Source organism: Streptomyces sp. CGMCC 4.7035 (assembly GCF_031583065.1).
GTDB classification, from domain to species: Bacteria; Actinomycetota; Actinomycetes; order Streptomycetales; family Streptomycetaceae; genus Streptomyces; species Streptomyces yaanensis.
In genome coordinates, this window is the sequence record NZ_CP134053.1 from 721,140 (window position 1) to 743,399 (window position 22,260).

Below are 22,260 nucleotides of genomic sequence, written 5' to 3' on the forward strand. Positions count from 1 at the left end.
TCGAATGCTGCACACCGCGTCCCCAGGGATGCCGGTCTTGGCTCACTCGTAGGGCTGTAACGCGAACGCACCGAAGAGCGATCATCCATCCGGGTGGTCGCTCTTCGGCGTTCCGGGGGGTCCGGTGTCGGCTGCCTTGCGCCCGTCACCGCGGGGAGTATGGTGATCTTCGTCGTGCCTCCCGAGGGCCCCGGTGACAGGTTGCAAGTGACGATGGCAGCACCCGGTTTGGGCAAGGGGGGCCTTGACGAACTGCACGCAGCGCGCAATTCTCAGGACGCGTCGTCACAACGATCCGGATCCGAGGCATGGATCGACGGCGAAGAGGGCAGTATCGATGTGCATCGAAGGCGTGACTTGCCGCAGGTGTTGAGGAACAAGAGGGCCTCCGACGTGAGCCGGAAAACCCGCACTGGACATCAGTGTGCCAAGTGGCTACACTGACCCTTTGCGCTGCCTGTTAGCTGCCTCCTGCCCGTCACCAGGAGCATGCCCCTCGCCTGAGCACCGACGATAAAGAGTCTCCGACCTGGGACTTTCCATCTCTGTGCCCCGGCGGGACCGGTACGCGCGTAGTGAGTCCGAGCCCTCGGAAGGACCCCCTCTTGGCCGCCTCGCGCACTGCCTCGACCGCGAATACGAACAACGGCGCAAGCACTGCCCCGCTGCGCATCTCCTTTGCAAAGATCAAGGAGCCCCTCGAGGTTCCGAACCTGCTCGCGCTGCAGACCGAGAGCTTCGACTGGCTGCTCGGCAACACCGCCTGGCAGAGTCGGGTCGAGGAGGCTCTGGAGTCTGGTCAGGACGTCCCCACCAAGTCCGGCCTCGAGGAGATCTTCGAGGAGATCTCCCCGATCGAGGACTTCTCCGGGTCGATGTCGCTGACGTTCCGGGACCACCGCTTCGAGCCGCCGAAGAACTCGATCGACGAGTGCAAGGATCGCGACTTCACGTACGCGGCTCCGCTCTTCGTCACGGCCGAGTTCACCAACAACGAGACCGGCGAGATCAAGTCCCAGACTGTCTTCATGGGCGACTTCCCGCTCATGACGCACAAGGGCACCTTCGTCATCAACGGCACCGAGCGTGTCGTGGTGTCGCAGCTGGTCCGTTCGCCGGGTGTCTACTTCGACTCCTCCATCGACAAGACGTCCGACAAGGACATCTTCTCCGCCAAGATCATCCCGTCCCGGGGTGCCTGGCTGGAGATGGAGATCGACAAGCGCGACATGGTCGGTGTCCGCATCGACCGCAAGCGCAAGCAGTCCGTGACCGTCCTCCTGAAGGCGCTCGGCTGGACGACCGAGCAGATCCTCGAGGAGTTCGGCGAGTACGAGTCCATGCGCGCCACCCTGGAGAAGGACCACACCCAGGGCCAGGACGACGCGCTGCTCGACATCTACCGCAAGCTGCGTCCGGGCGAGCCCCCCACGCGTGAGGCCGCGCAGACGCTGCTCGAGAACCTCTACTTCAACCCCAAGCGCTACGACCTCGCCAAGGTCGGCCGCTACAAGGTCAACAAGAAGCTGGCCGCGGACGCGCCGCTCGACGCGGGCATCCTGACCGTCGAGGACATCATCTCGACGATCAAGTACCTGGTGAAGCTGCACGCCGGCGAGACCGAGACGGTCGGCGACAGCGGCCAGACGATCGTCGTCGAGACCGACGACATCGACCACTTCGGCAACCGTCGTCTGCGCAGCGTCGGCGAGCTCATCCAGAACCAGGTCCGTACGGGTCTGGCGCGTATGGAGCGAGTCGTCCGCGAGCGGATGACGACCCAGGACGTCGAGGCGATCACGCCGCAGACCCTGATCAACATCCGGCCGGTCGTCGCCTCCATCAAGGAGTTCTTCGGCACCAGCCAGCTGTCGCAGTTCATGGACCAGAACAACCCGCTGTCGGGTCTCACCCACAAGCGCCGTCTGTCGGCTCTTGGCCCGGGTGGTCTCTCCCGTGAGCGGGCCGGCTTCGAGGTCCGTGACGTGCACCCGTCTCACTACGGCCGTATGTGCCCGATCGAGACGCCCGAAGGCCCGAACATCGGTCTGATCGGCTCGCTCGCCTCCTACGGTCGCGTCAACGCGTTCGGTTTCGTCGAGACGCCGTACCGCAAGGTCGTCGACGGCCAGGTCACCGACGAGGTGGACTACCTGACCGCCGACGAGGAGGACCGGTTCGTCATCGCGCAGGCCAACGCCACGCTCAACGACGACCTCCGGTTCGCCGAGGCCCGCGTCCTGGTCCGCCGCCGTGGGGGCGAGGTCGACTACGTCAGCCCCGAAGACGTGGACTACATGGACGTCTCGCCGCGCCAGATGGTGTCGGTCGCGACCGCCATGATCCCGTTCCTCGAGCACGACGACGCCAACCGTGCCCTCATGGGCGCGAACATGATGCGTCAGGCCGTGCCGCTGATTAAGTCCGAGGCCCCGCTCGTCGGCACCGGCATGGAGTACCGCTCCGCCGTCGACGCCGGCGACGTGGTCAAGGCCGAGAAGGCGGGTGTGGTCCAGGAGGTCTCCGCGGACTACATCACCACCGCCAACGACGACGGCACGTACATCACGTACCGCCTTGCCAAGTTCGCCCGCTCCAACCAGGGCACCTCGGTCAACCAGAAGGTCGTCGTCGCCGAGGGCGACCGGATCATCGAGGGCCAGGTCCTCGCCGACGGTCCGGCCACTCAGAACGGTGAGATGGCGCTGGGCAAGAACCTGCTCGTGGCGTTCATGCCGTGGGAGGGTCACAACTACGAGGACGCGATCATCCTGTCGCAGCGCCTCGTGCAGGACGACGTCCTCTCCTCGATCCACATCGAGGAGCACGAGGTCGACGCCCGTGACACCAAGCTCGGCCCCGAGGAGATCACCCGGGACATCCCGAACGTCTCCGAGGAGGTCCTCGCCGACCTCGACGAGCGCGGCATCATCCGTATCGGTGCCGAGGTCGTCGCCGGCGACATCCTGGTCGGCAAGGTCACGCCCAAGGGTGAGACCGAGCTGACCCCGGAGGAGCGCCTGCTGCGCGCCATCTTCGGCGAGAAGGCCCGTGAGGTCCGTGACACCTCGCTGAAGGTGCCGCACGGCGAGATCGGCAAGGTCATCGGCGTGCGCGTCTTCGACCGTGAGGAGGGCGACGAGCTTCCCCCGGGTGTGAACCAGCTTGTGCGCGTGTACGTGGCGCAGAAGCGCAAGATCACCGACGGTGACAAGCTCGCCGGCCGCCACGGCAACAAGGGTGTCATCTCGAAGATCCTGCCCATCGAGGACATGCCGTTCCTCGAGGACGGAACTCCGGTCGACATCATCCTCAACCCGCTGGGTGTGCCGTCCCGAATGAACCCGGGACAGGTCCTGGAGATCCACCTCGGCTGGCTCGCCAGCCGCGGCTGGGACGTCTCCGGCCTCGCCGACGAGTGGGCGCAGCGCCTCCAGGCCATCGGTGCCGACCAGGTCGCCCCGGGCACCAACGTCGCCACCCCGGTCTTCGACGGTGCGCGCGAGGACGAGCTGGCGGGCCTGCTGCAGCACACCATCCCGAACCGCGACGGCGAGCGCATGGTGCTCCCGTCCGGCAAGGCGCGGCTGTTCGACGGCCGTTCGGGTGAGCCGTTCCCGGACCCGATCTCGGTCGGCTACATGTACATCCTGAAGCTGCACCACCTGGTCGACGACAAGCTGCACGCCCGCTCGACCGGTCCGTACTCGATGATCACCCAGCAGCCGCTGGGTGGTAAGGCTCAGTTCGGTGGCCAGCGCTTCGGTGAGATGGAGGTGTGGGCGCTGGAGGCGTACGGCGCCGCGTACGCCCTCCAGGAGCTCCTGACCATCAAGTCCGACGACGTCACCGGCCGCGTGAAGGTCTACGAGGCCATCGTCAAGGGCGAGAACATCCCCGAGCCCGGCATCCCCGAGTCCTTCAAGGTGCTCATCAAGGAGATGCAGTCCCTGTGCCTGAACGTGGAGGTGCTGTCCAGCGACGGTATGTCCATCGAGATGCGTGACACCGACGAGGACGTCTTCCGCGCTGCGGAGGAGCTCGGCATCGACCTGTCCCGGCGCGAGCCGAGCAGCGTCGAAGAGGTCTGACGGGAGTCCGGCGGGCCCTGAACCCACCAGGGCCCGCCGACCCCCAGGCCCCCGTACAGACCGAAAGACTTACGACCCTGAGAGGGATTGACGCATAGTGCTCGACGTCAACTTCTTCGACGAGCTCCGGATCGGCCTGGCCACCGCTGACGACATCCGTCAGTGGAGCCACGGCGAGGTCAAGAAGCCCGAGACCATCAACTACCGCACCCTCAAGCCCGAAAAGGACGGACTCTTCTGCGAGAAGATCTTCGGTCCGACCCGGGACTGGGAGTGCTACTGCGGCAAGTACAAGCGCGTCCGCTTCAAGGGCATCATCTGCGAGCGCTGTGGCGTCGAGGTCACGCGCGCGAAGGTGCGCCGTGAGCGGATGGGCCACATCGAGCTGGCCGCGCCCGTCACGCACATCTGGTACTTCAAGGGCGTCCCGTCGCGTCTGGGCTACCTGCTCGACCTGGCCCCGAAGGACCTGGAGAAGGTCATCTACTTCGCGGCGTACATGATCACGTACGTCGACGAGGAGCGCCGTACGCGTGACCTGCCCTCCCTGGAGGCGCACGTCTCCGTCGAGCGGCAGCAGATCGAGAACCGTCGCGACGCCGACCTGGAGGCCCGCGCCAAGAAGCTCGAGGCCGACCTGGCCGAGCTGGAGGCCGAGGGTGCCAAGGCCGACGTGCGCCGCAAGGTGCGCGAGGGTGCCGAGCGCGAGATGAAGCAGCTGCGCGACCGTTCGCAGCGCGAGATCGACCGCCTCGACGAGGTGTGGACCCGGTTCAAGAACCTCAAGGTCCAGGACCTCGAGGGCGACGAGCTCCTCTACCGCGAGCTGCGTGACCGCTTCGGCACGTACTTCGACGGTTCGATGGGTGCCGCGGCGCTGCAGAAGCGCCTGGAGTCCTTCGACCTCGACGAGGAGGCCGAGAAGCTCCGCGAGATCATCCGCACCGGCAAGGGCCAGAAGAAGACCCGTGCGCTGAAGCGGCTGAAGGTCGTGTCTGCCTTCCTGCAGACCTCCAACAGCCCCAAGGGCATGGTTCTGGACTGCGTCCCGGTCATCCCGCCGGACCTGCGTCCGATGGTGCAGCTGGACGGTGGCCGCTTCGCGACCTCCGACCTGAACGACCTGTACCGCCGTGTGATCAACCGCAACAACCGTCTGAAGAGGCTCCTGGACCTCGGTGCCCCGGAGATCATCGTCAACAACGAGAAGCGCATGCTTCAGGAGGCTGTTGACGCCCTGTTCGACAACGGTCGTCGCGGCCGCCCGGTCACGGGCCCCGGCAACCGCCCGCTGAAGTCCCTCAGCGACATGCTGAAGGGTAAGCAGGGTCGATTCCGTCAGAACCTGCTCGGTAAGCGTGTGGACTACTCCGCGCGTTCCGTGATCGTCGTCGGTCCGCAGCTGAAGCTGCACCAGTGCGGTCTGCCGAAGGCGATGGCGCTGGAGCTCTTCAAGCCGTTCGTGATGAAGCGCCTGGTCGACCTGAACCACGCGCAGAACATCAAGAGCGCCAAGCGCATGGTGGAGCGCGGCCGCACGGTCGTGTACGACGTCCTCGAAGAGGTCATCGCCGAGCACCCGGTTCTGCTGAACCGTGCTCCCACCCTGCACCGCCTCGGCATCCAGGCCTTCGAGCCGCAGCTGGTCGAGGGCAAGGCCATCCAGATCCACCCGCTCGTCTGCACCGCGTTCAACGCGGACTTCGACGGTGACCAGATGGCCGTGCACCTGCCGCTGTCCGCGGAGGCGCAGGCCGAGGCCCGCATCCTGATGCTGTCCTCGAACAACATCCTCAAGCCCGCCGACGGCCGTCCGGTGACGATGCCGACCCAGGACATGGTCCTCGGTCTGTTCTTCCTCACCACCGACGGCGAGCTGCGCGACACCAAGGGCGAGGGCCGTTCCTTCGGCTCCACGGCCGAGGCGATCATGGCGTTCGACGCCGGTGAGCTCGCGCTCCAGTCGGCCGTGGACATCCGCTTCCCGGTGGGCACCATCCCGCCGCGCGGCTGGACCCCGCCGGCGCAGGAGGAGGGTGAGCCCGAGTGGCAGCAGGGTGACTCGTTCCGTCTGCGCACCACCCTGGGCCGCGCGCTCTTCAACGAGCTGCTGCCCGAGGACTACCCGTTCGTCGACTACTCGGTGGGCAAGAAGCAGCTCTCCGAGATCGTCAACGACCTCGCCGAGCGCTACCCCAAGGTCATCGTGGCGGCGACGCTCGACAACCTGAAGGCGGCCGGCTTCTACTGGGCGACCCGTTCCGGTGTCACCGTGGCCATCTCCGACGTCGTCGTTCCCGAGGCGAAGAAGGAGATCGTCAAGGGCTACGAGGCGCAGGACGAGAAGGTCCAGAAGCAGTACGAGCGCGGTCTGATCACGAAGGAAGAGCGCACTCAGGAGCTCATCGCGATCTGGACCAAGGCGACCAACGAGGTCGCCGAGGCGATGAACGAGAACTTCCCCAAGACGAACCCCATCTTCATGATGGTTGACTCGGGTGCCCGAGGAAACATGATGCAGATGCGGCAGATCGCCGGTATGCGTGGTCTGGTGTCGAACGCGAAGAACGAGACCATCCCGCGGCCCATCAAGGCGTCGTTCCGTGAGGGTCTGTCCGTGCTGGAGTACTTCATCTCCACGCACGGTGCCCGTAAGGGTCTCGCGGACACCGCCCTGCGTACCGCCGACTCGGGTTACCTCACCCGTCGTCTGGTGGACGTCTCGCAGGACGTCATCATCCGCGAGGAGGACTGCGGCACCGAGCGTGGCCTCAAGCTCCACATCGCGGAGCGCGGCGCGGACGGCGTGCTGCGCAAGGCGGAGAACGTCGAGACGTCCGTGTACGCGCGCTGCCTCGCCGAGGACATCGTCGTCGACGGTCAGGTCCTGGCCCCGGCCGGCACCGACCTGGGCGACGTGCTCATCGAGGAGCTCGTCTCCCGCGGCGTCGAGGAGGTCAAGACCCGCTCGGTCCTGACCTGCGAGTCCCAGGTCGGCACCTGCGCCATGTGCTACGGCCGTTCGCTGGCCACCGGCAAGCTGGTCGACATCGGTGAGGCGGTCGGCATCATCGCCGCCCAGTCCATCGGTGAGCCCGGTACCCAGCTGACGATGCGTACCTTCCACACCGGTGGTGTGGCCGGTGACGACATCACCCAGGGTCTGCCGCGTGTCGTCGAGCTCTTCGAGGCCCGTACCCCGAAGGGTGTCGCCCCGATCTCCGAGGCCCAGGGCCGCGTGCGGATCGAGGAGACCGAGAAGACCAAGAAGATCGTCATCACGCCGGACGACGGCAGCGACGAGACGGCGTTCCCGATCTCGAAGCGCGCCCGACTCCTGGTCAGCGAGGGCGAGCACGTCGAGGTGGGCCAGAAGCTCACCGTGGGTGCCACCAACCCGCACGACGTGCTGCGCATCCTGGGTCAGCGTGCCGTCCAGGTCCACCTGGTCGGCGAGGTCCAGAAGGTGTACAACTCGCAGGGTGTGTCGATCCACGACAAGCACATCGAGATCATCATCCGGCAGATGCTCCGCCGTGTGACGATCATCGAGTCCGGCGACGCCGAGCTGCTGCCCGGCGAGCTGGTCGAGCGCTCGAAGTTCGAGACCGAGAACCGTCGTGTGGTCCAGGAGGGCGGTCACCCGGCCTCCGGTCGTCCGCAGCTCATGGGTATCACCAAGGCCTCGCTGGCCACGGAGTCCTGGCTGTCGGCGGCGTCCTTCCAGGAGACGACCAGGGTCCTCACGGACGCGGCGATCAACGCCAAGTCCGACTCCCTGATCGGCCTCAAGGAGAACGTCATCATCGGTAAGCTCATCCCGGCCGGTACGGGTCTGTCCCGCTACCGCAACATCCGGGTCGAGCCGACCGAGGAGGCCAAGGCCGCGATGTACTCGGCCGTCGGCTACGACGACATCGACTACTCGCCGTTCGGCACGGGCTCCGGCCAGGCCGTGCCGCTGGAGGACTACGACTACGGTCCGTACAACCAGTAAGCGAGCGATCGCATGACCCGAAGGGCGGCCACTCCCACCGCGGAGTGGCCGCCCTTCGGCGTGTGCCTACCTGTTCCGACACGAGAGCCGGCTCACCATCGCGGCCCGCCGATGGCGCCGACCTTTCCCGCCGCGCGGAGAACCGTCGCCGCCGGACTCGACAGCTGCCCGCGCAGAAACGCTCGGCTGGGAAACCCCAGCCGAGCGTCTGCTTGTACTGATCGCGGCTTGATCAACTCACGGCGTGTCGCATCGGCCCCCGGAATTCGCCAGGTGCGCCGGTGCCCGCCCCTTCTTCACTCCTTGCGGGCCAGCCAGGCCTCCACCGCGGACCACACCGTCCCCAACGTCTCGGGCTCGGCGAGGTCGTAGTGGCCGCAGGCCACCCCGAAGCGGGTGATCTCCCCGGTCACGTACGGCTCCCACAGCTCGACCGTGGGCTCGTCCGGCGACCGGTGCTCCTCCGCGACGACGAGCAGCACGTCCCCGGTGAAGCGTCCCGGCTCGTAGCCGGCGCGGATCATACTGTGGTTGTGCAGGACCCGGGCGAAGACCCGGTACTCGTCGTCCGTCATCGCGCCCAGGCTGCTGCCCACCTCCCGGCGCACGACCTCGATGAGGTCGTCGGCGTCCGGCTGCGGAACGTCTCCGGCCTCCGCGCCGTCCGGCTGCGGAACGTCTCCGGCCACGGGGCCGTCCTGCTGCGGGACCCACGGGTACTGGTCCAGGACGACGAGTGCGCCGACCTCCTCACCCGACGACTGCAGCTGCACGGCCATCTCGTGGGCGACTGCGCCTCCGTACGACCAGCCCAGTAGGTGGTAGGGGCCGCTGGGCTGCACCGAGCGCAGCTGCTCGATGTAGTCCGCCGCCATCTCCTTGATGGAGCCCGCCGGTTCGCTGACCCCGTCCAGGCCGCGCGACTGGAGCCCGTACAGCGGGATCTCTGCCGGCACGTACCGGGCGAGTGGCATGTAGCACCAGCTCAGCCCGATGGCCGGGTGCACCAGGAAGAACGGCGGTCGCTCTCCCCGCTCCCGGATCGGCAGCAGGACGTCGAGCGCGTCCCGCACGGACGAGAGCGAGACCCGCTTGAGGAGCTCGGCGACGGTCGGGGCGGCGAACAGTTCGCGGACCGCGATCGCCAGCCCGCGCGCCCGCAGCCGCTCCACCAGCCTCACCGCCAGCAGCGAGTGGCCGCCCAGCGCGAAGAAGTCGTCGTCCACGCCGACCGAGTTGAGGCCGAGGACCTCGGCGAACGCCTCGCACACGTTAGCTTCGAGGGAGGTGACCGCCCAGTCGACCCTCTCCTCCACCACCGCGCTGTCCGGGACGGGCAGCGCCTTGCGGTCCAGCTTGCCGTTCGGCATCAGCGGCAGCTTGTCGATCACCACCACGGCCGAGGGGACCATGTAGCCGGGCAGCCGCTCCTGGGCGATCGCCCGGACCGCCTGTGCCAGGCCCTCGCGGACCTCCTGCGTGGTGTCCCGGTGGGGCACCACGTAGGCGACGAGCCGCTGGTCACCGGGGGTGTCCTCGCGGGTCAGGGCCACCGCCTGGGCGACCGACGGGTGGGTGGCCAGCAGTGCCTCGATCTCACCGAGCTCGACGCGGAACCCACGGATCTTGACCTGGTCGTCGGACCGGCCGACATACCGCAGGTCGCCGTCCGGGGTCCAGCGCACGACGTCGCCCGTACGGTACATCCGCGCGCCGTGGCCGCCGAACGGACTGGCCACGAAGCGCCCGGCCGTCAGGTCCGGCCGTCCCAGGTAGCCGCGGGCCATGCCGTCGCCGCCGATGTAGAGCTCACCTGCGACGCCGACAGGCACCGGGGCCAGCGCGTCGTCCAGCACGTACACCTGGGTGTTGCCGATCGGGCCGCCGATCGAGGTGGCGTCGGCGTCCTCCCCGGCCAGCACCTTGGCGGTCGACCAGACCGTGGTCTCGGTCGGACCGTACAGGTTGGTCAGGGTCGGCGTCCGGGACAGCAGGATCCGCGCCAGGTCGCTCGGTAGAGCCTCGGCGCCGATCATCGCCCGTACTCCGGTCCAGTCGACCGGGTCGTCGGCGTCGGCCACCAGCCCGCGCCACAGACTCGGGGTGGCGTGCACCAGCGTGATGCCGGCCGTGCGGATCAGCTGCCGCAGCGCCCACGGGTCGAGAACCTGCTCCTGAGCGGCGAGCACCAGCCGGGCCCCGTTGACCAGCGGCAGGTAGAACTCGAAGCCGGCCATGTCGCAGCCGTGCGTGCTGACGGCCAGCAGCCGGTCGGCCGTGCCCAGCCGGGACATCTCCTGCATGGAGTCCAGGAAGTTGACGATGGCCCGGTGCTCGACGAGCACACCCTTGGGCCGGCCGGTGGAACCGGAGGTGTAGATCACCCACATGGGGTTCTCCGGCCGCAGCGGAGCCGTACGGTCCGCGTCCGTCGGAGCGTGCCCGGCGTAGCGTGCGAGCTCCTCCCGCACCGAGGGGTCGTCGAGGACGACGACGGGGACGTCGGTCCGGGCCTCCGCTCCGACCTCGAACTCGGCGAGTCGCCCGCTCATCCCTGTGTTGGTCAGCAGGCACACCGCGCCCGAGTCGGCGATCACGTACGCGATCCGGTCGGCCGGGTAGTGCGGGTCGATCGGCAGGTACGCTGCCCCTGCCTTGAGGACCCCGAGGAGACCCACGATCAGGTCCGGGGTCCGCTCGAAGACCACCGCGACGACCGACTCGGGGCCCACGCCCCGGCCGATCAGGTACCGGGCGAGCCGGTTGGCACGGGCGTCGAGCTCGGCGTAGGTCAGCTCGGTGTGGCCGCAGACCAGGGCGGTCCGCTCCGGCGTACGGGCGACCTGCGCCTCGAACAGCCCGACGACGGTGGTGTCGGGGACCTCGGTCGCCGTGTCGTTCCACCCGATGAGCACTCGGTGGCGCTCGTCGTCGTCCAGGACGTCGACCGCGCCGAGCCGGACACCGGGATCGGCGCCCAGGGTCTCCAGCACGCGGCCGAGCCGCTCCGCGAGCCGGGTGACGGACTGCGGGTCGAACAGGTCTGCCGCCCCGATGACCGAGCCACGCATCCCGGCGGGCGCCCCGTCGGCGTCGAACAGCTCCATCATGTTGACATCCAGGTCGAACTTGACGACCGCTGCTTCGACGGACGGAGCGGGGGCCTGCCCGGGTGCGGTCTCCGGCTGACCGGCGGCATCCGCCGGCTCGTCGGATCCGGTCAGGTCCAGCACCGCCTCGGTGGTGTTCTCCAGCAGGAGCATCACCTGGAACAGCGGGTGCCGTGCCATGGAGCGGGCCGGGGCCAGCTCCTCGACCAGCCGCTCGAACGGCACGTCCGGGTGGGCGAAGGCGTCCAGCCCGGCGTCGCGGACCCGCTGCAGCACCTCGCGGAAGGTGGGATCGCCCGACAGGTCGCTCCGCAGCACGAAGGTGTTGACGAAGTAGCCGACCAGGTCATCGAGCGCCTCGTCCGTCCGGCCGGCGATCGCCGAACCGATCGGAATGTCGGTGCCCGCGCCGAGCCGCGACAGCAGCACCGCGAGAGCGCCGTGCAGCACCATGAACATGGTGACACCCTCGGTGCGCGCCACCTCCGCGAGCCGCGCGTGCACCTCGGCCGGGATCTCCAACCGCACCCGGTGGCCGTGGTGGCCGGACGTGGCCGGGCGGAGCCGGTCGAAGGGCAGCTCCAGCTCCTCCGGGATTCCTGCCAGCGCCTCGCGCCAGTGGGCGGTCTGCCGCGCCATCAGGCTGTCGGGGTCCGCGCTGTCACCCAGCACCTCACGCTGCCACAGGGCGTAGTCGGCGTACTGGACGGGCAGCGGCGCCCACTCGGGGACCCGGCCCGCGCGGCGTGCCGCGTAGGCGACGGAGACGTCCCGGGCCAGCGGGGCCCAGGACCAGCCGTCCGTGGCGATGTGGTGGATGACGACCTGGAGCAGGCAGCCCTCGCTTCCGGCGTCGAAGAGCCAGGCCTTGATGGGCACCTCGGCCGACAGGTCGAAGGCGTAGCCCTCGGCCTCGGCGACCGCCTCGGCGAGCGCGTCCGGGGCGACCTCGGTGACGGTCAGCTCCCAGTCGAGCTCGTTCAGGCCGAGGATGCGCTGGTACGGCTCACCGTCGGCAGCGGGGAACACCGTGCGCAGCACCTCATGGCGGCCCAGTACGTCGCGGAAGGCGGCGCGCAGGGCCCCGCCGTCCACGGCCCCGGGCAGGCGCACCGATACGGGGATGTTGTAGGTGGGGCTGCGGCCCTCAAGCTGGTCGATGATCCACAGGCGGCGCTGGCCGTAGGAGAGCGGGAGCCGCTCCGGCCGCATGGCCGGCGCCAGCGGAGTCCGGCCCTCGCGGGCCCCGGCCAGCTGTGCGGCGAGCCCGGCCACCGTCGGTGCGTCGAAGAGAGTACGGATCTCCACCTCGACACCCAGGACCGTACGTATCCGGCTCACGAGCCGGACCGCCAGGAGCGAGTGGCCGCCCAGCTCGAAGAAGTCCTCGTCGACTCCCACCGAGGGCAGGCCGAGGACCTCGGCGAACGCCATGCACAGGATCTCCTCCTGCAACGAGAGCGCCCGACGCCCGGTACCGCCCGCACCCGACCCGTAGACCGGTGCCGGAAGTGCCTTCCTGTCGAGTTTTCCGTTCGCGGCCAGCGGCAGCGCGTCCAGGACCACGACCGCGGTCGGGACCATGTGCTCGGGCAGCCGGTCCGCGACGAACCTGCGGACCACGGCGGGCAGCTCGTCATCGCGCTCGCTGGTGTCGGCCGGGACCGCGTACGCGATCAGTCGGGTGTCACCCGGGATGTCCTCGCGCGCGACGACAGCTGCCTGACCGATCTCCGGGTGCGCGATGAGCACCGACTGGATCTCGCCGGGCTCGACCCGGTGGCCGCGGACCTTGACCTGGTCGTCGGTGCGGCCGAGGAACACCACCTGGCCGTCGGCCGTCCACCGCGCACGGTCGCCGGTGCGGTACATGCGCTGCCCGGCCTCCCCGAAGGGGCAGGCGATGAACCGCTCGGCGGTCAGACCCGCCCGCCTCACATAGCCTCGGGCCAGACCCGCACCCGCGATGTACAGCTCACCGGCCGCACCGGCCGGCACGGGCCGCAGGGAGGCGTCGAGCACGTAGAGCCGGGTGTTGGCGATCGGCGAGCCGACCGGCACGACACCGTCCGCGACCATGTCGGCCGTCAGACGGGTCGTCGCGACACCGATGGTCGCCTCCGTCGGACCGTAGTGGTTGAAGACACCCCGCTCACCGGCCGCCTCGGCCAGCTCCCGCACGAAGGCGGGCGCAGCAGCCTCGCCGCCGAGGACGAGGGACTTCGCGGGAAGCACACCGGCGATGCCGCCGACCGCGCCGAGCGCCGCCAGGTGCGACGGCACCCCCTTCACGAAGTCGATCTCGTGCTCGGCCAGATAGCCGGCCACCGCTGCCGGGTCTGTGACCGCACCCTCCTCCAGGACGTGCAGCTCACCGCCCGACGTCAGTGCGGCGAACACCACGGTGTTGCCGAGGTCCGTGGACTGCGCCTGCAGCAGCGCGTACCGGCCGCCGGTCGCCCCGAACCCCACCCTCCCGGGCACGGAGGTCACGTAATTCGCCAGTGCGCCATGGGTCACCGCCACACCCTTGGGACGGCCCGTCGAACCCGATGTGTAGATCACGTACCCGAGGGCCTGAGGCACCACCGCCACCTCGGGTGCCGACGCCGGGGCCGCGGCCAGCTGCATCGCTGTGAACGGGTCGTCCAACGCGACCAGACGGTCACGCCCGGCCGGAAGTTCGTCGAGAATCTCCTCCGTCGTCAGCGTCAGCACCGCTCCGCTGTCACGCATCATGAACGTGACCCGGTCGATGGGCTGAGCGATGTCGATCGGCAGATAGCCCGCACCCGCCTTCCAGACGGCCAGGATCCCGGCGATCATCTCGGCACCCCGCGGCAGCGCCAGTCCGACGAGGGACTCCGCACCGACGCCCTGGCCGATCAGGTAGTGGGCCAGCCTGTTCGCCCGCGCGTCCAGCTCCGCGTACGTCACTCGCTCACCGTCGGCGACGACCGCCACCGCGTCCGGGGTCCTGACAGCCTGGCCCTCGAACAGCCCGACCAGTGACACCTGTGGCGACACCTCGGCCGCCGTGTCGTTCCAAGTGGCCAGGACGCGGTCGAGTTCGGCTTCGTCCAGCACGCCCACGCTGTTCAGAGGCTGGTCCTGCCCGCCGTCGAGTACGCCTTCGAGCACCGTCACCAGGTTGTCCATGGCGGTGCGCATCAACACGCCCACCTGACGCGCGTCGCCAGGGGCCATCGCATCGACTGCCAGCCCCATCGAGTCCTGGTTGTCATCGACGGCCACGGTCAGCGGGTAGTTGTTGAGCGGTCGCAGGTAGAGCCGGCGGATGCCCTCGACGGCCTCGTCGCGGCGCTGTTCGGCCGCCTCGTCGGCGGGGCGCCCCGTGTTGTGCCGGTAGTTGAGGATCGAGGTGAACAGGGGGCTGTCGCCGGGGACGCCGCTCGCCCGCTGCGCGACGGCCAGTGGCGCGTGCTCGTGCTCCAGGAGCCCGGCGAGCTGTCCGCGCATCGCGGTGACCGCTTCCAGTACTCCGGTGTCGCGCACCCGTACACGGACCGGCAGGGTGTTCATGAAAAGGCCCATGGCCCGGTCCGAACCCTCGCCCGCGTTCATGCGGCCGAAGAGCACGGTGCCGAAGACGACGTCGTCGTGCCCGCTCGCGGACGCGAGCACCCGCGCCCACGCCACGTGCGCCAGCGTGGCCGGGCTCGTACCCAGACGCCGCGCCATGTCGCGCACGCGTGTGTCCAGGTCCGGCCGGAAGGATACGTGGGCGGACTCCATCTCCGTGGTGCCGTTCCGGTTCCGGTCGACGAGACCGAAGGGCACGGTCGGCTCGCTGACGTCACCGAGCAACGCGGTGAAGTACCGCTCGTGCTCGGTGTTGTCCACGCCGGTGCGGGCCTGTGCGACGAAGTTGCGGAACGGCAGCGGCTCCGCCAGTTCGCCGCCACCGCCCAGGAAGGCGACGATCTCCTCGAAGACCGCTTCCAGGGTGGTGTGGTCCTGGACCATGTGGTGCATCCGCAGCAGGGCCGCCCACTCGTCACCGCCCGGGACGGGCGCCACGTGCAGGTCGATGAGCGGGGCCCGGTTCAGCACGAGCGGCTTCACGTCCATGGTCAGGAACTGCGTGACCACATCGGGGTCGGCAGGATCCAGCGTCACTTCCGTCATGGGCAGCGCGGCCCTGCGCCAGACCACCTGGACGGGTTCGCGCAGGCCCTCCCACGCGATGGCCGTGCGGTAGATGTCGTGCCGGTCCAGCAGCTGCTGGAGAGCAGCCGCGAAGTCGTCCAGCCGGGCACGCGAGTCGAAGGACAGCACGGTGGGCGCGGCGTAGGTGTCCTTGCCCCCGGCCGCCATCAGGTGGTGGAAGAGCAGGCCCTCCTGGAGCGGGGCCAGCGGGTAGATGTCTGCGACGTTCGCCGCGCCGCCCTCGACAGCCGCGACGACCCGCTCGACCTCGGCGGCCGTCAGCTCGACCAGCGGCAGCATCGCGGGGGTGATCTCGGTGGCGTCCGCCGGGATCAAGTTCTCCGGCACGTCGACCTGGCCGGCCCCGGCTGCCGAGGCGAGCCCGGCGACTGTCGGGGTCTCGAACAGCGCCCGCACGGAGACGGACACGCCGCGCAGACGCAGCCGCTCGACGAGTGACACCGCGAGCAGCGAGTGGCCGCCCAGGGCGAAGAAGTTGTCCTCGACCCCGACGGTTTCCAGGCCCAGCACCTCGGCGAACACCTCGCAGAGGATCTCCTCACGGGCGTTCACCGGACCTCGGCCGGACCCTGTCGTGTACTCGGGTGCCGGCAGGGCGGCGCGGTCGAGCTTGCCGTTGAGGGACAGGGGCAGGGCGACGAGGACGACGACCGCGGAGGGGACCATGTGCTCGGGCAGCCTGAGTCCGGTGAACTCCGCGAGGCGCAGGGGCAGGTCGGGGTCGGCTCCGTCCACCGGGACGACGTAGGCGACGAGCCGCTTGTCGCCCGGCACGTCCTCGCGCGCGACGACGGCGGCCTGGGCGACCTCCGGGTGGGTCAGCAGCACCGACTGGATCTCGCCGGGCTCGATGCGATAGCCGCGGATCTTGACCTGCTCGTCGGCGCGGCCGAGGTATTCGAGCTGGCCCTCGGTGTTCCAGCGGGCGAGGTCTCCGGAGCGGTACATCCGCCGCCCGGGTTCGAACGGGCAGGCCACGAACCGCTCGGCCGTCAGGCCCGGCCGGCCCGTATAGCCACGGGCCAGCTGAGCACCGGCTACGTACAGCTCACCTGCGACACCGGCCGGGGCCGGGTTGAGGGAGCCGTCGAGGACGTACAGGCGGGTATTGGCGATCGGACGGCCGATCGGCACCGACTCGCCGACCTCCTGCCCGGCCCGCATCTCGAACACGGAACATCCGACCACCGTCTCCGTCGGCCCGTACTCGTTCACGATGACGGAGTGCGGAGAACGCTCCAGCCACTCCCGCGCCACCGCCCCCGGCAACGCCTCACCGCCCACGACCCACGTACGGGCCGAAGAAGCGGCGTCCGCATCGTCCAGCAGTTCCGACAGCAGCGGAAGATGCGCCGGAACCACCTTCACCAGACCGAACTCAGGGTGGCGACCAACCAGTTCCGCAAGGCCCTCCGCCCCGCCCGCGGCGCTCGCCACGACCGGCGAACCCGACACGAGAGGAACGACGAGGCTGGTGACCGTCAGGTCGAAGGCCGGCGAGGAGTGCAGCGGAGCACCGCCACCCGCGGCCATGCCATACGCGCCGGCAGCCCACTGGACGTAGTTCGCCAGACCCCCGTGCGTGACGGTCACGCCCTTCGGTCGGCCCGTGGAGCCGGAGGTGTAGATGACATACGCAGGGTGGCCGGGCAGGACGGTGCGCGCCAGGGCGGAAGCGTCGAGCTCTTCCAGTGCGGCCATGACTGCCGTGTCGTCGAGGACGGTCACCGGGACGTCGGTGTGTTCGGTGAACTGGCCCAGCCGGTCGCGCAGTTCGGCGGCCGTCAGCACACAGGCCACGTCGGCGTCGGTCAGCACGTACGCGATGTGCTCGGCGGGGTACTCCGGGTCCACCGGAACGTAGGCGGCGCCGGCCTTCCACACGGCGAGGACCGCTACCACGGCCGGGATGCCGCGGCCCAGGCACAGGCCGACGACAGATTCCGCGCCGACACCCCGGTCGGCCAGGTGGCGGGCGAGTTGGTTGGCCCGCGCGTCCAGCTCCGCGTAAGACACGACGACACCGTCGACGACGACGGCCGCGGCGGCGGGGGTACGAGCTGCCCGGGCCTCGATCAGCCCGGGCAGCAAGGTGTCCGGGAGGTCGACGTCGGTGTCGTTCCACCGGGTGAGCAGTTCCTGGCGGGTGACCGGGTCCAGCACCTGGACGGTGCGCAGGGGCCGGTCGGATCCGCCGGACAGCTTCGCTTCCAGTGCGGCGACGAGGTTCTCGGTCGTCGTGCTGAGCAAGGCGGCCACTTCGCGGGCGTCGATCGGAGCGATCGCGTCCACGGTCAGGCCGAAGCCGTTGCCGTCGTCGTCCATGGAGACGGTGAGGGGGTAGTTGTTCCGTTCCTGCGAGAAGACGGTACGGATGCCCTCGACCTCCGCTCCGGGCTCCGCCTGCTCCGGGCCGACCACCGAGTTGTGGCGGTAGTTGAACAAGGCAGTGAACAGCGGGGCAGCACCGGCGATGCCGCTCGCCTGCTGGGCGACGGCGAGCGACGCGTGCTCGTGCTCCAGCAGCTCGGCGAGCTGGGTGCGGGCGGCGGACACGGCAGCCGCGGCGTCCAGTTCGCCCACGCGTATCCGGACGGGCAGGGTGTTGATGAACGGCCCCGGAGTCCGGCCCGATCCGGTGCCCGCGTTCATGCGGCCGAAGAGGACCGTGCCGAAGACGACGTCCTCGCGGCCGCTGACGGCGGCCAGGAACCGGGCCCAGGCCACGTGCATCACGGTCGCCGGGCTGGTACCCAGACGCCGTGCGACCTCGCGCAGCCTGTCTCCGAGCTCCGGGGCGAGGCCCAGCTGGGCTCGGACGACCCCGGCGCCGCTGCCCCGGACGTCCAGCAGGCCGTAGGGGGCCGTCGGCTCGGTGACGTCGCCGAGCAGGTCCGCGAAGTAGCGCTCGTGCTCGGAGCGTTCGACGCCGCCGCGGGCCTGCGCGACGAAGTCGCGGAAGGGGAGGGGCGCGGGGAGTCCGGCGCTCCGGCCGGTGAGGAAGGCCTCGACCTCTCCAAGCAGGATCTCCAGCGCCGTGTGATCCTGCACGATGTGGTGGACCCGGACGAGCGCCAGCCATGCGCCGTCGTCCGGCAGGGGCGCCGCGTGGACGTCGATCAGCGGGGCCCGGCCGAGGTCCATCGCGAGTCCGACGGTGGTGAGCAGCGCTCCCACCGGGTCGGTGGCGTCGTCGACCGGTGCCACTTCCACGACGGGCAGAACGGCTCGGCGGTGCACGACCTGGACCGGCTGGCGCAGGCCTTCCCAGACCACGCCGGTACGGAAGATGTCGTGCCGGTCGACAACGTGCTGGAGGGCGTCGGTGAAGGCATCGAGACTCTCACGGGAGTCGCACTCGACCACGGTCGGCAGGACGTAGGTGTCCTCCCCGCCGTCGGCCAGCAGGTGGTGGAAGAGCAGGCCTTCCTGGAGCGGGGCCAGGGGGTAGACGTCCGCGACGTTCGCCGCACCGCCCTCGACGGTCGCCACGACCCGGGCCAGCTCCTCGGCCGACAGCTCGACCAGCGGCAGCATCTCGGGCCTGATCTCCGTCGCATCCGCCGGAATAAGGTTCTCCGGCACGGTCACATGCTCGGTCCCCGCAGCCAGGGCCAGACCGGCCGGAGTCGGAGTCTGGAACAGGGCCCGTACGGCGACGGACACACCGCGCACACCCAGTACCTCGACCAGGCGGATCGCGAGCAGGGAGTGACCGCCGAGGGCGAAGAAGTCGTCATCCACACCGACGTGCTCGAGACCCAGGACCTCGGCGAACACCTCGCAGAGGATCTCCTCACGGGCAGTGGCCGGAGCCCGGCCGACCCCCGGGGCGTAGTCCGGTGTGGGGAGGGCTTTGCGGTCGAGTTTGCCGTTGACGGACAGAGGCAGCGCATCGAGGAGCACGACCGCGGAGGGAACCATGTAGGCGGGCAGCCTGCTGCCCGTGAACTCCCGCACCGCGTCCGGCAATGCCTCGGCGTCGCCGCCCGGGGCCGGCACCACATAGGCCACCAGCCTCTTGTCACCGGGCACGTCCTCCCGGACCACCACCACGGCCTGCCCCACACCGGGCTGCGCGGCCACCACTGCCTGGACCTCGCCCAGCTCGATCCGGAAACCACGGACCTTGACCTGCTCGTCCGCCCGGCCCAGGTACTCGACCTCGCCCTCGGCGCTCCACCGCACCAGGTCGCCCGTGCGGTACATCCGCTCACCCGAACCGAACGGACACGCAATGAACCGCTCCGCCGACAGACCGGCACGGCCCAGGTAGCCCCGCGCAAGACCCGCACCGGCCAGGTACAGCTCACCCGCCACACCCACCGGCACCGGACGCAGAGCGGAGTCCAGCACGAACACCCGCGCATTGGACACCGGACGGCCGATCGGAACGATCCCCTCGACGTCACCCTCCGCATACCAGGCCGTCGAGTACACCGTCGCCTCAGTCGGACCGTAGATGTTCGCCACCCGCACCCCGGGCAACGCACCCCGGATTCCGGCGATCTCACCGGCCGTCAGTGCCTCGCCGGCCAGTACCACCGTGCCGGGGCGGGCCGTGAGCCGGCCGCTGCCCGTGATCTGTGCGAAGGCGGACGGGACACCACTGACGAGGCTGATGTCCCACGGACCGTGGTCGGCGTCGACGAGGGCAAGGAGGTCTTCGACGATCTCCACACTGCCGCCCGACACCAGCGGGCCGAAAAGTTCGAACACCGACACGTCGAAGTTGAACGACGTCGACAACAGCACCCGCGAGAAGTCACTTCCGCCGAACTCCGCGGCCGCCCACGCCAGCAGGTTCACCACCGAACGGTGCTCGACCACCACACCCTTGGGGCGCCCGGTCGACCCCGACGTGTAGATCACGTACGCCGGGTGCTCCGGCCGTAGGGCGATGCCGGACGGCGCTCCGGTGCCGAGTGCGACCAACTCGGCCCGCACGGCCGGATCGTCCAGCACGACGACGTGGCCGGGGAGCGAGTCAGCCGTGGCAGCCGAGGCCAGAACCACCACCGGGGCCGCGTCCTCGACCATGAACGCGATTCGGTCCGTCGGATAACCCGGGTCCAGTGGCACGTACGCAGCGCCCGCCTTCAGCACGGCCAACAACGCCACCACCGCGTCCGCGTCGCGCTCCAGGCACACGCCGACCAGCGATTCGGGGCCGGCCCCGCGGGCGATGAGCAGCCGCGCCAGACGGTTCGCCCGCGCGTCCAGCTCCGTGTACGAGAGTTCCGCGCCGCCCGCCACCAGCGCGAGCCCGTCCGGCGTCCGGGCCACCTGCTCGGCGAACAGCTCCGGAAGGGTGGCCGCGGCGACTGCGGTGTCCGAGCCATCCCCGTATTCCAGGAGCTGCCGGAGCTCGTCGGCGCCGAGAATCTCGACCTGGCTCAGCCGGCGCTGCGGGTCGGCCGTCACCTCGGCGAGGATCCGCTCCCAGCGCACCGCGATCCGCTGCAACGACCCGACATCGAACAGGTCCGACGCGCCGATCAGCTGACCGCGCAAGCCGGCGGCCACGCCGTCGGCGTCGAACAGCTCCCCGGCGCTCGCCTCCAGGTCGACCTTGGCGGCCACGCCGGACTGCACCGCGGCGACCGGGAGGGCCGCCGGGTCCTGGACGGGCACAGCCCCGTCCTCCATGGTCAGCATGACCTGGAAGAGCGGGTGTCGGGCCAGCGAACGGGTCGGTGCCAGCTCCTCGACCAGCTTCTCGAAGGGCACGTCCTGGTGGGCGAAGGCCTCCCAGCCGGTTTCCCGTACCCGGCCCAGCAGCTCACTGAAGGTCGGGTCGCCGGACAGGTCGGTGCGCAGGACGAGGGTGTTGACGAAGAAGCCGATCAGGTCGTCCAGGGCGGAATCGGTGCGTCCGGCCACGGCCGCGCCGATCGGGATGTCGGTTCCCGCGCCGAGCCGCGACAGCAGTACGGCGAGGGAGGCCTGGAGCACCATGAAGACAGTCGCGCCCTCGGCGCGCGCCAACTTGGCCATCCGGGCGTGGACTTCGGCGGAGACCTCCAGCGGCACGCTGTGGCCGCGGTATCCGGCGACGGCCGGGCGGACCCGGTCGAAGGGGAGCTCCAGCTCCTCCGGTATCCCCTCCAGCACCTGCCGCCAGTACGCGACCTGCCTGGCTATCACGCTGTCCGGGTCGGCCTGGTCGCCGAGCAGCTCGCGCTGCCAGAGCGCGTAGTCGGCGTACTGGACGGGCAGCGGCTCCCATTCGGGAGCCCGGCCCGCATGGCGCGCCTCGTAGGCGGTGGTGACGTCCTGGATCAGCGGACCCTTGGACCAGCCGTCACTGGCGATGTGGTGGACTACCACCAGCAGGACATGGTCGTCGGGCGCCGTGGAGTAGAGCCAGGCCCGGATGGCTGGTTCGGACGCGAGGTCGAAGGTGTAGCCCTTCGCATCGGCCAGGAGCGCGTCGAGGTCGGCCGGGTCGACGTCCGCGACCGTCAGCTGCCAGTCGAGTTCGTCCAGCTTGAGGATGCGCTGGTACGGCTCGCCGTCGGCGACTGCGAACACGGTCCGCAGGGCCTCGTGCCGGCCGATGACATCGCGCAGGGCGGCACTGAGCGCCTCCCGGTCGATGTGGCCGGGCAGCCGCAGCAGGACGGGGATGTTGTAGGTCGCGTTCGGGCCTTCGAGTTGGTCGATGAACCACAGCCGGCGCTGCGCGAATGACAATGGAATCATCAGACTCCTCCTGGTTGCGCATCGGCCGCAAGCCGGCCTAGCTGACTCTCATTTCCGATCTGCTGTGCGAGTTCCACCGGGATCCGGGTGGCCAGCAGGGTCTTCAGGGGCAGTTCGACAGCGAGGGCCGTCCGTGAAAGCCGGGGACGCTGGTCCCTGGCCCGAC

General features: G+C 69.5%; 3 protein-coding genes. 2 read left to right on the forward strand and 1 reads right to left on the reverse strand.

Annotated features, from left to right (window positions below; all coding sequences use genetic code 11):
• Nucleotides 1-605: 605 nt before the first annotated feature.
• Complete coding sequence (rpoB, locus tag Q2K21_RS03220; protein WP_310764136.1) at nucleotides 606-4,091, forward strand: DNA-directed RNA polymerase subunit beta; 3,486 nt, start codon at nucleotides 606-608, stop codon at nucleotides 4,089-4,091.
• 97 nt (nucleotides 4,092-4,188) lie between these two features.
• Complete coding sequence (locus Q2K21_RS03225) at nucleotides 4,189-8,088, forward strand: DNA-directed RNA polymerase subunit beta' (RefSeq protein WP_310764138.1); 3,900 nt, start codon at nucleotides 4,189-4,191, stop codon at nucleotides 8,086-8,088.
• 296 nt (nucleotides 8,089-8,384) lie between these two features.
• Here Q2K21_RS03225 and Q2K21_RS03230 read toward each other — a convergent pair whose 3' ends face one another.
• Nucleotides 8,385-22,094, reverse strand: coding sequence for a non-ribosomal peptide synthetase (locus Q2K21_RS03230; protein WP_310764140.1), 13,710 nt, complete (start codon nucleotides 22,092-22,094; stop codon nucleotides 8,385-8,387).
• Between the last annotated feature and the right edge of the window lie 166 nt (nucleotides 22,095-22,260).

Excerpts from the sequence above, each read along its gene's own strand:
- Q2K21_RS03230 (WP_310764140.1), bottom strand. The coding sequence starts at position 22,094 with ATGATTCCATTGTCATTCGCGCAGCGCCGGCTGTGGTTCATCGACCAA.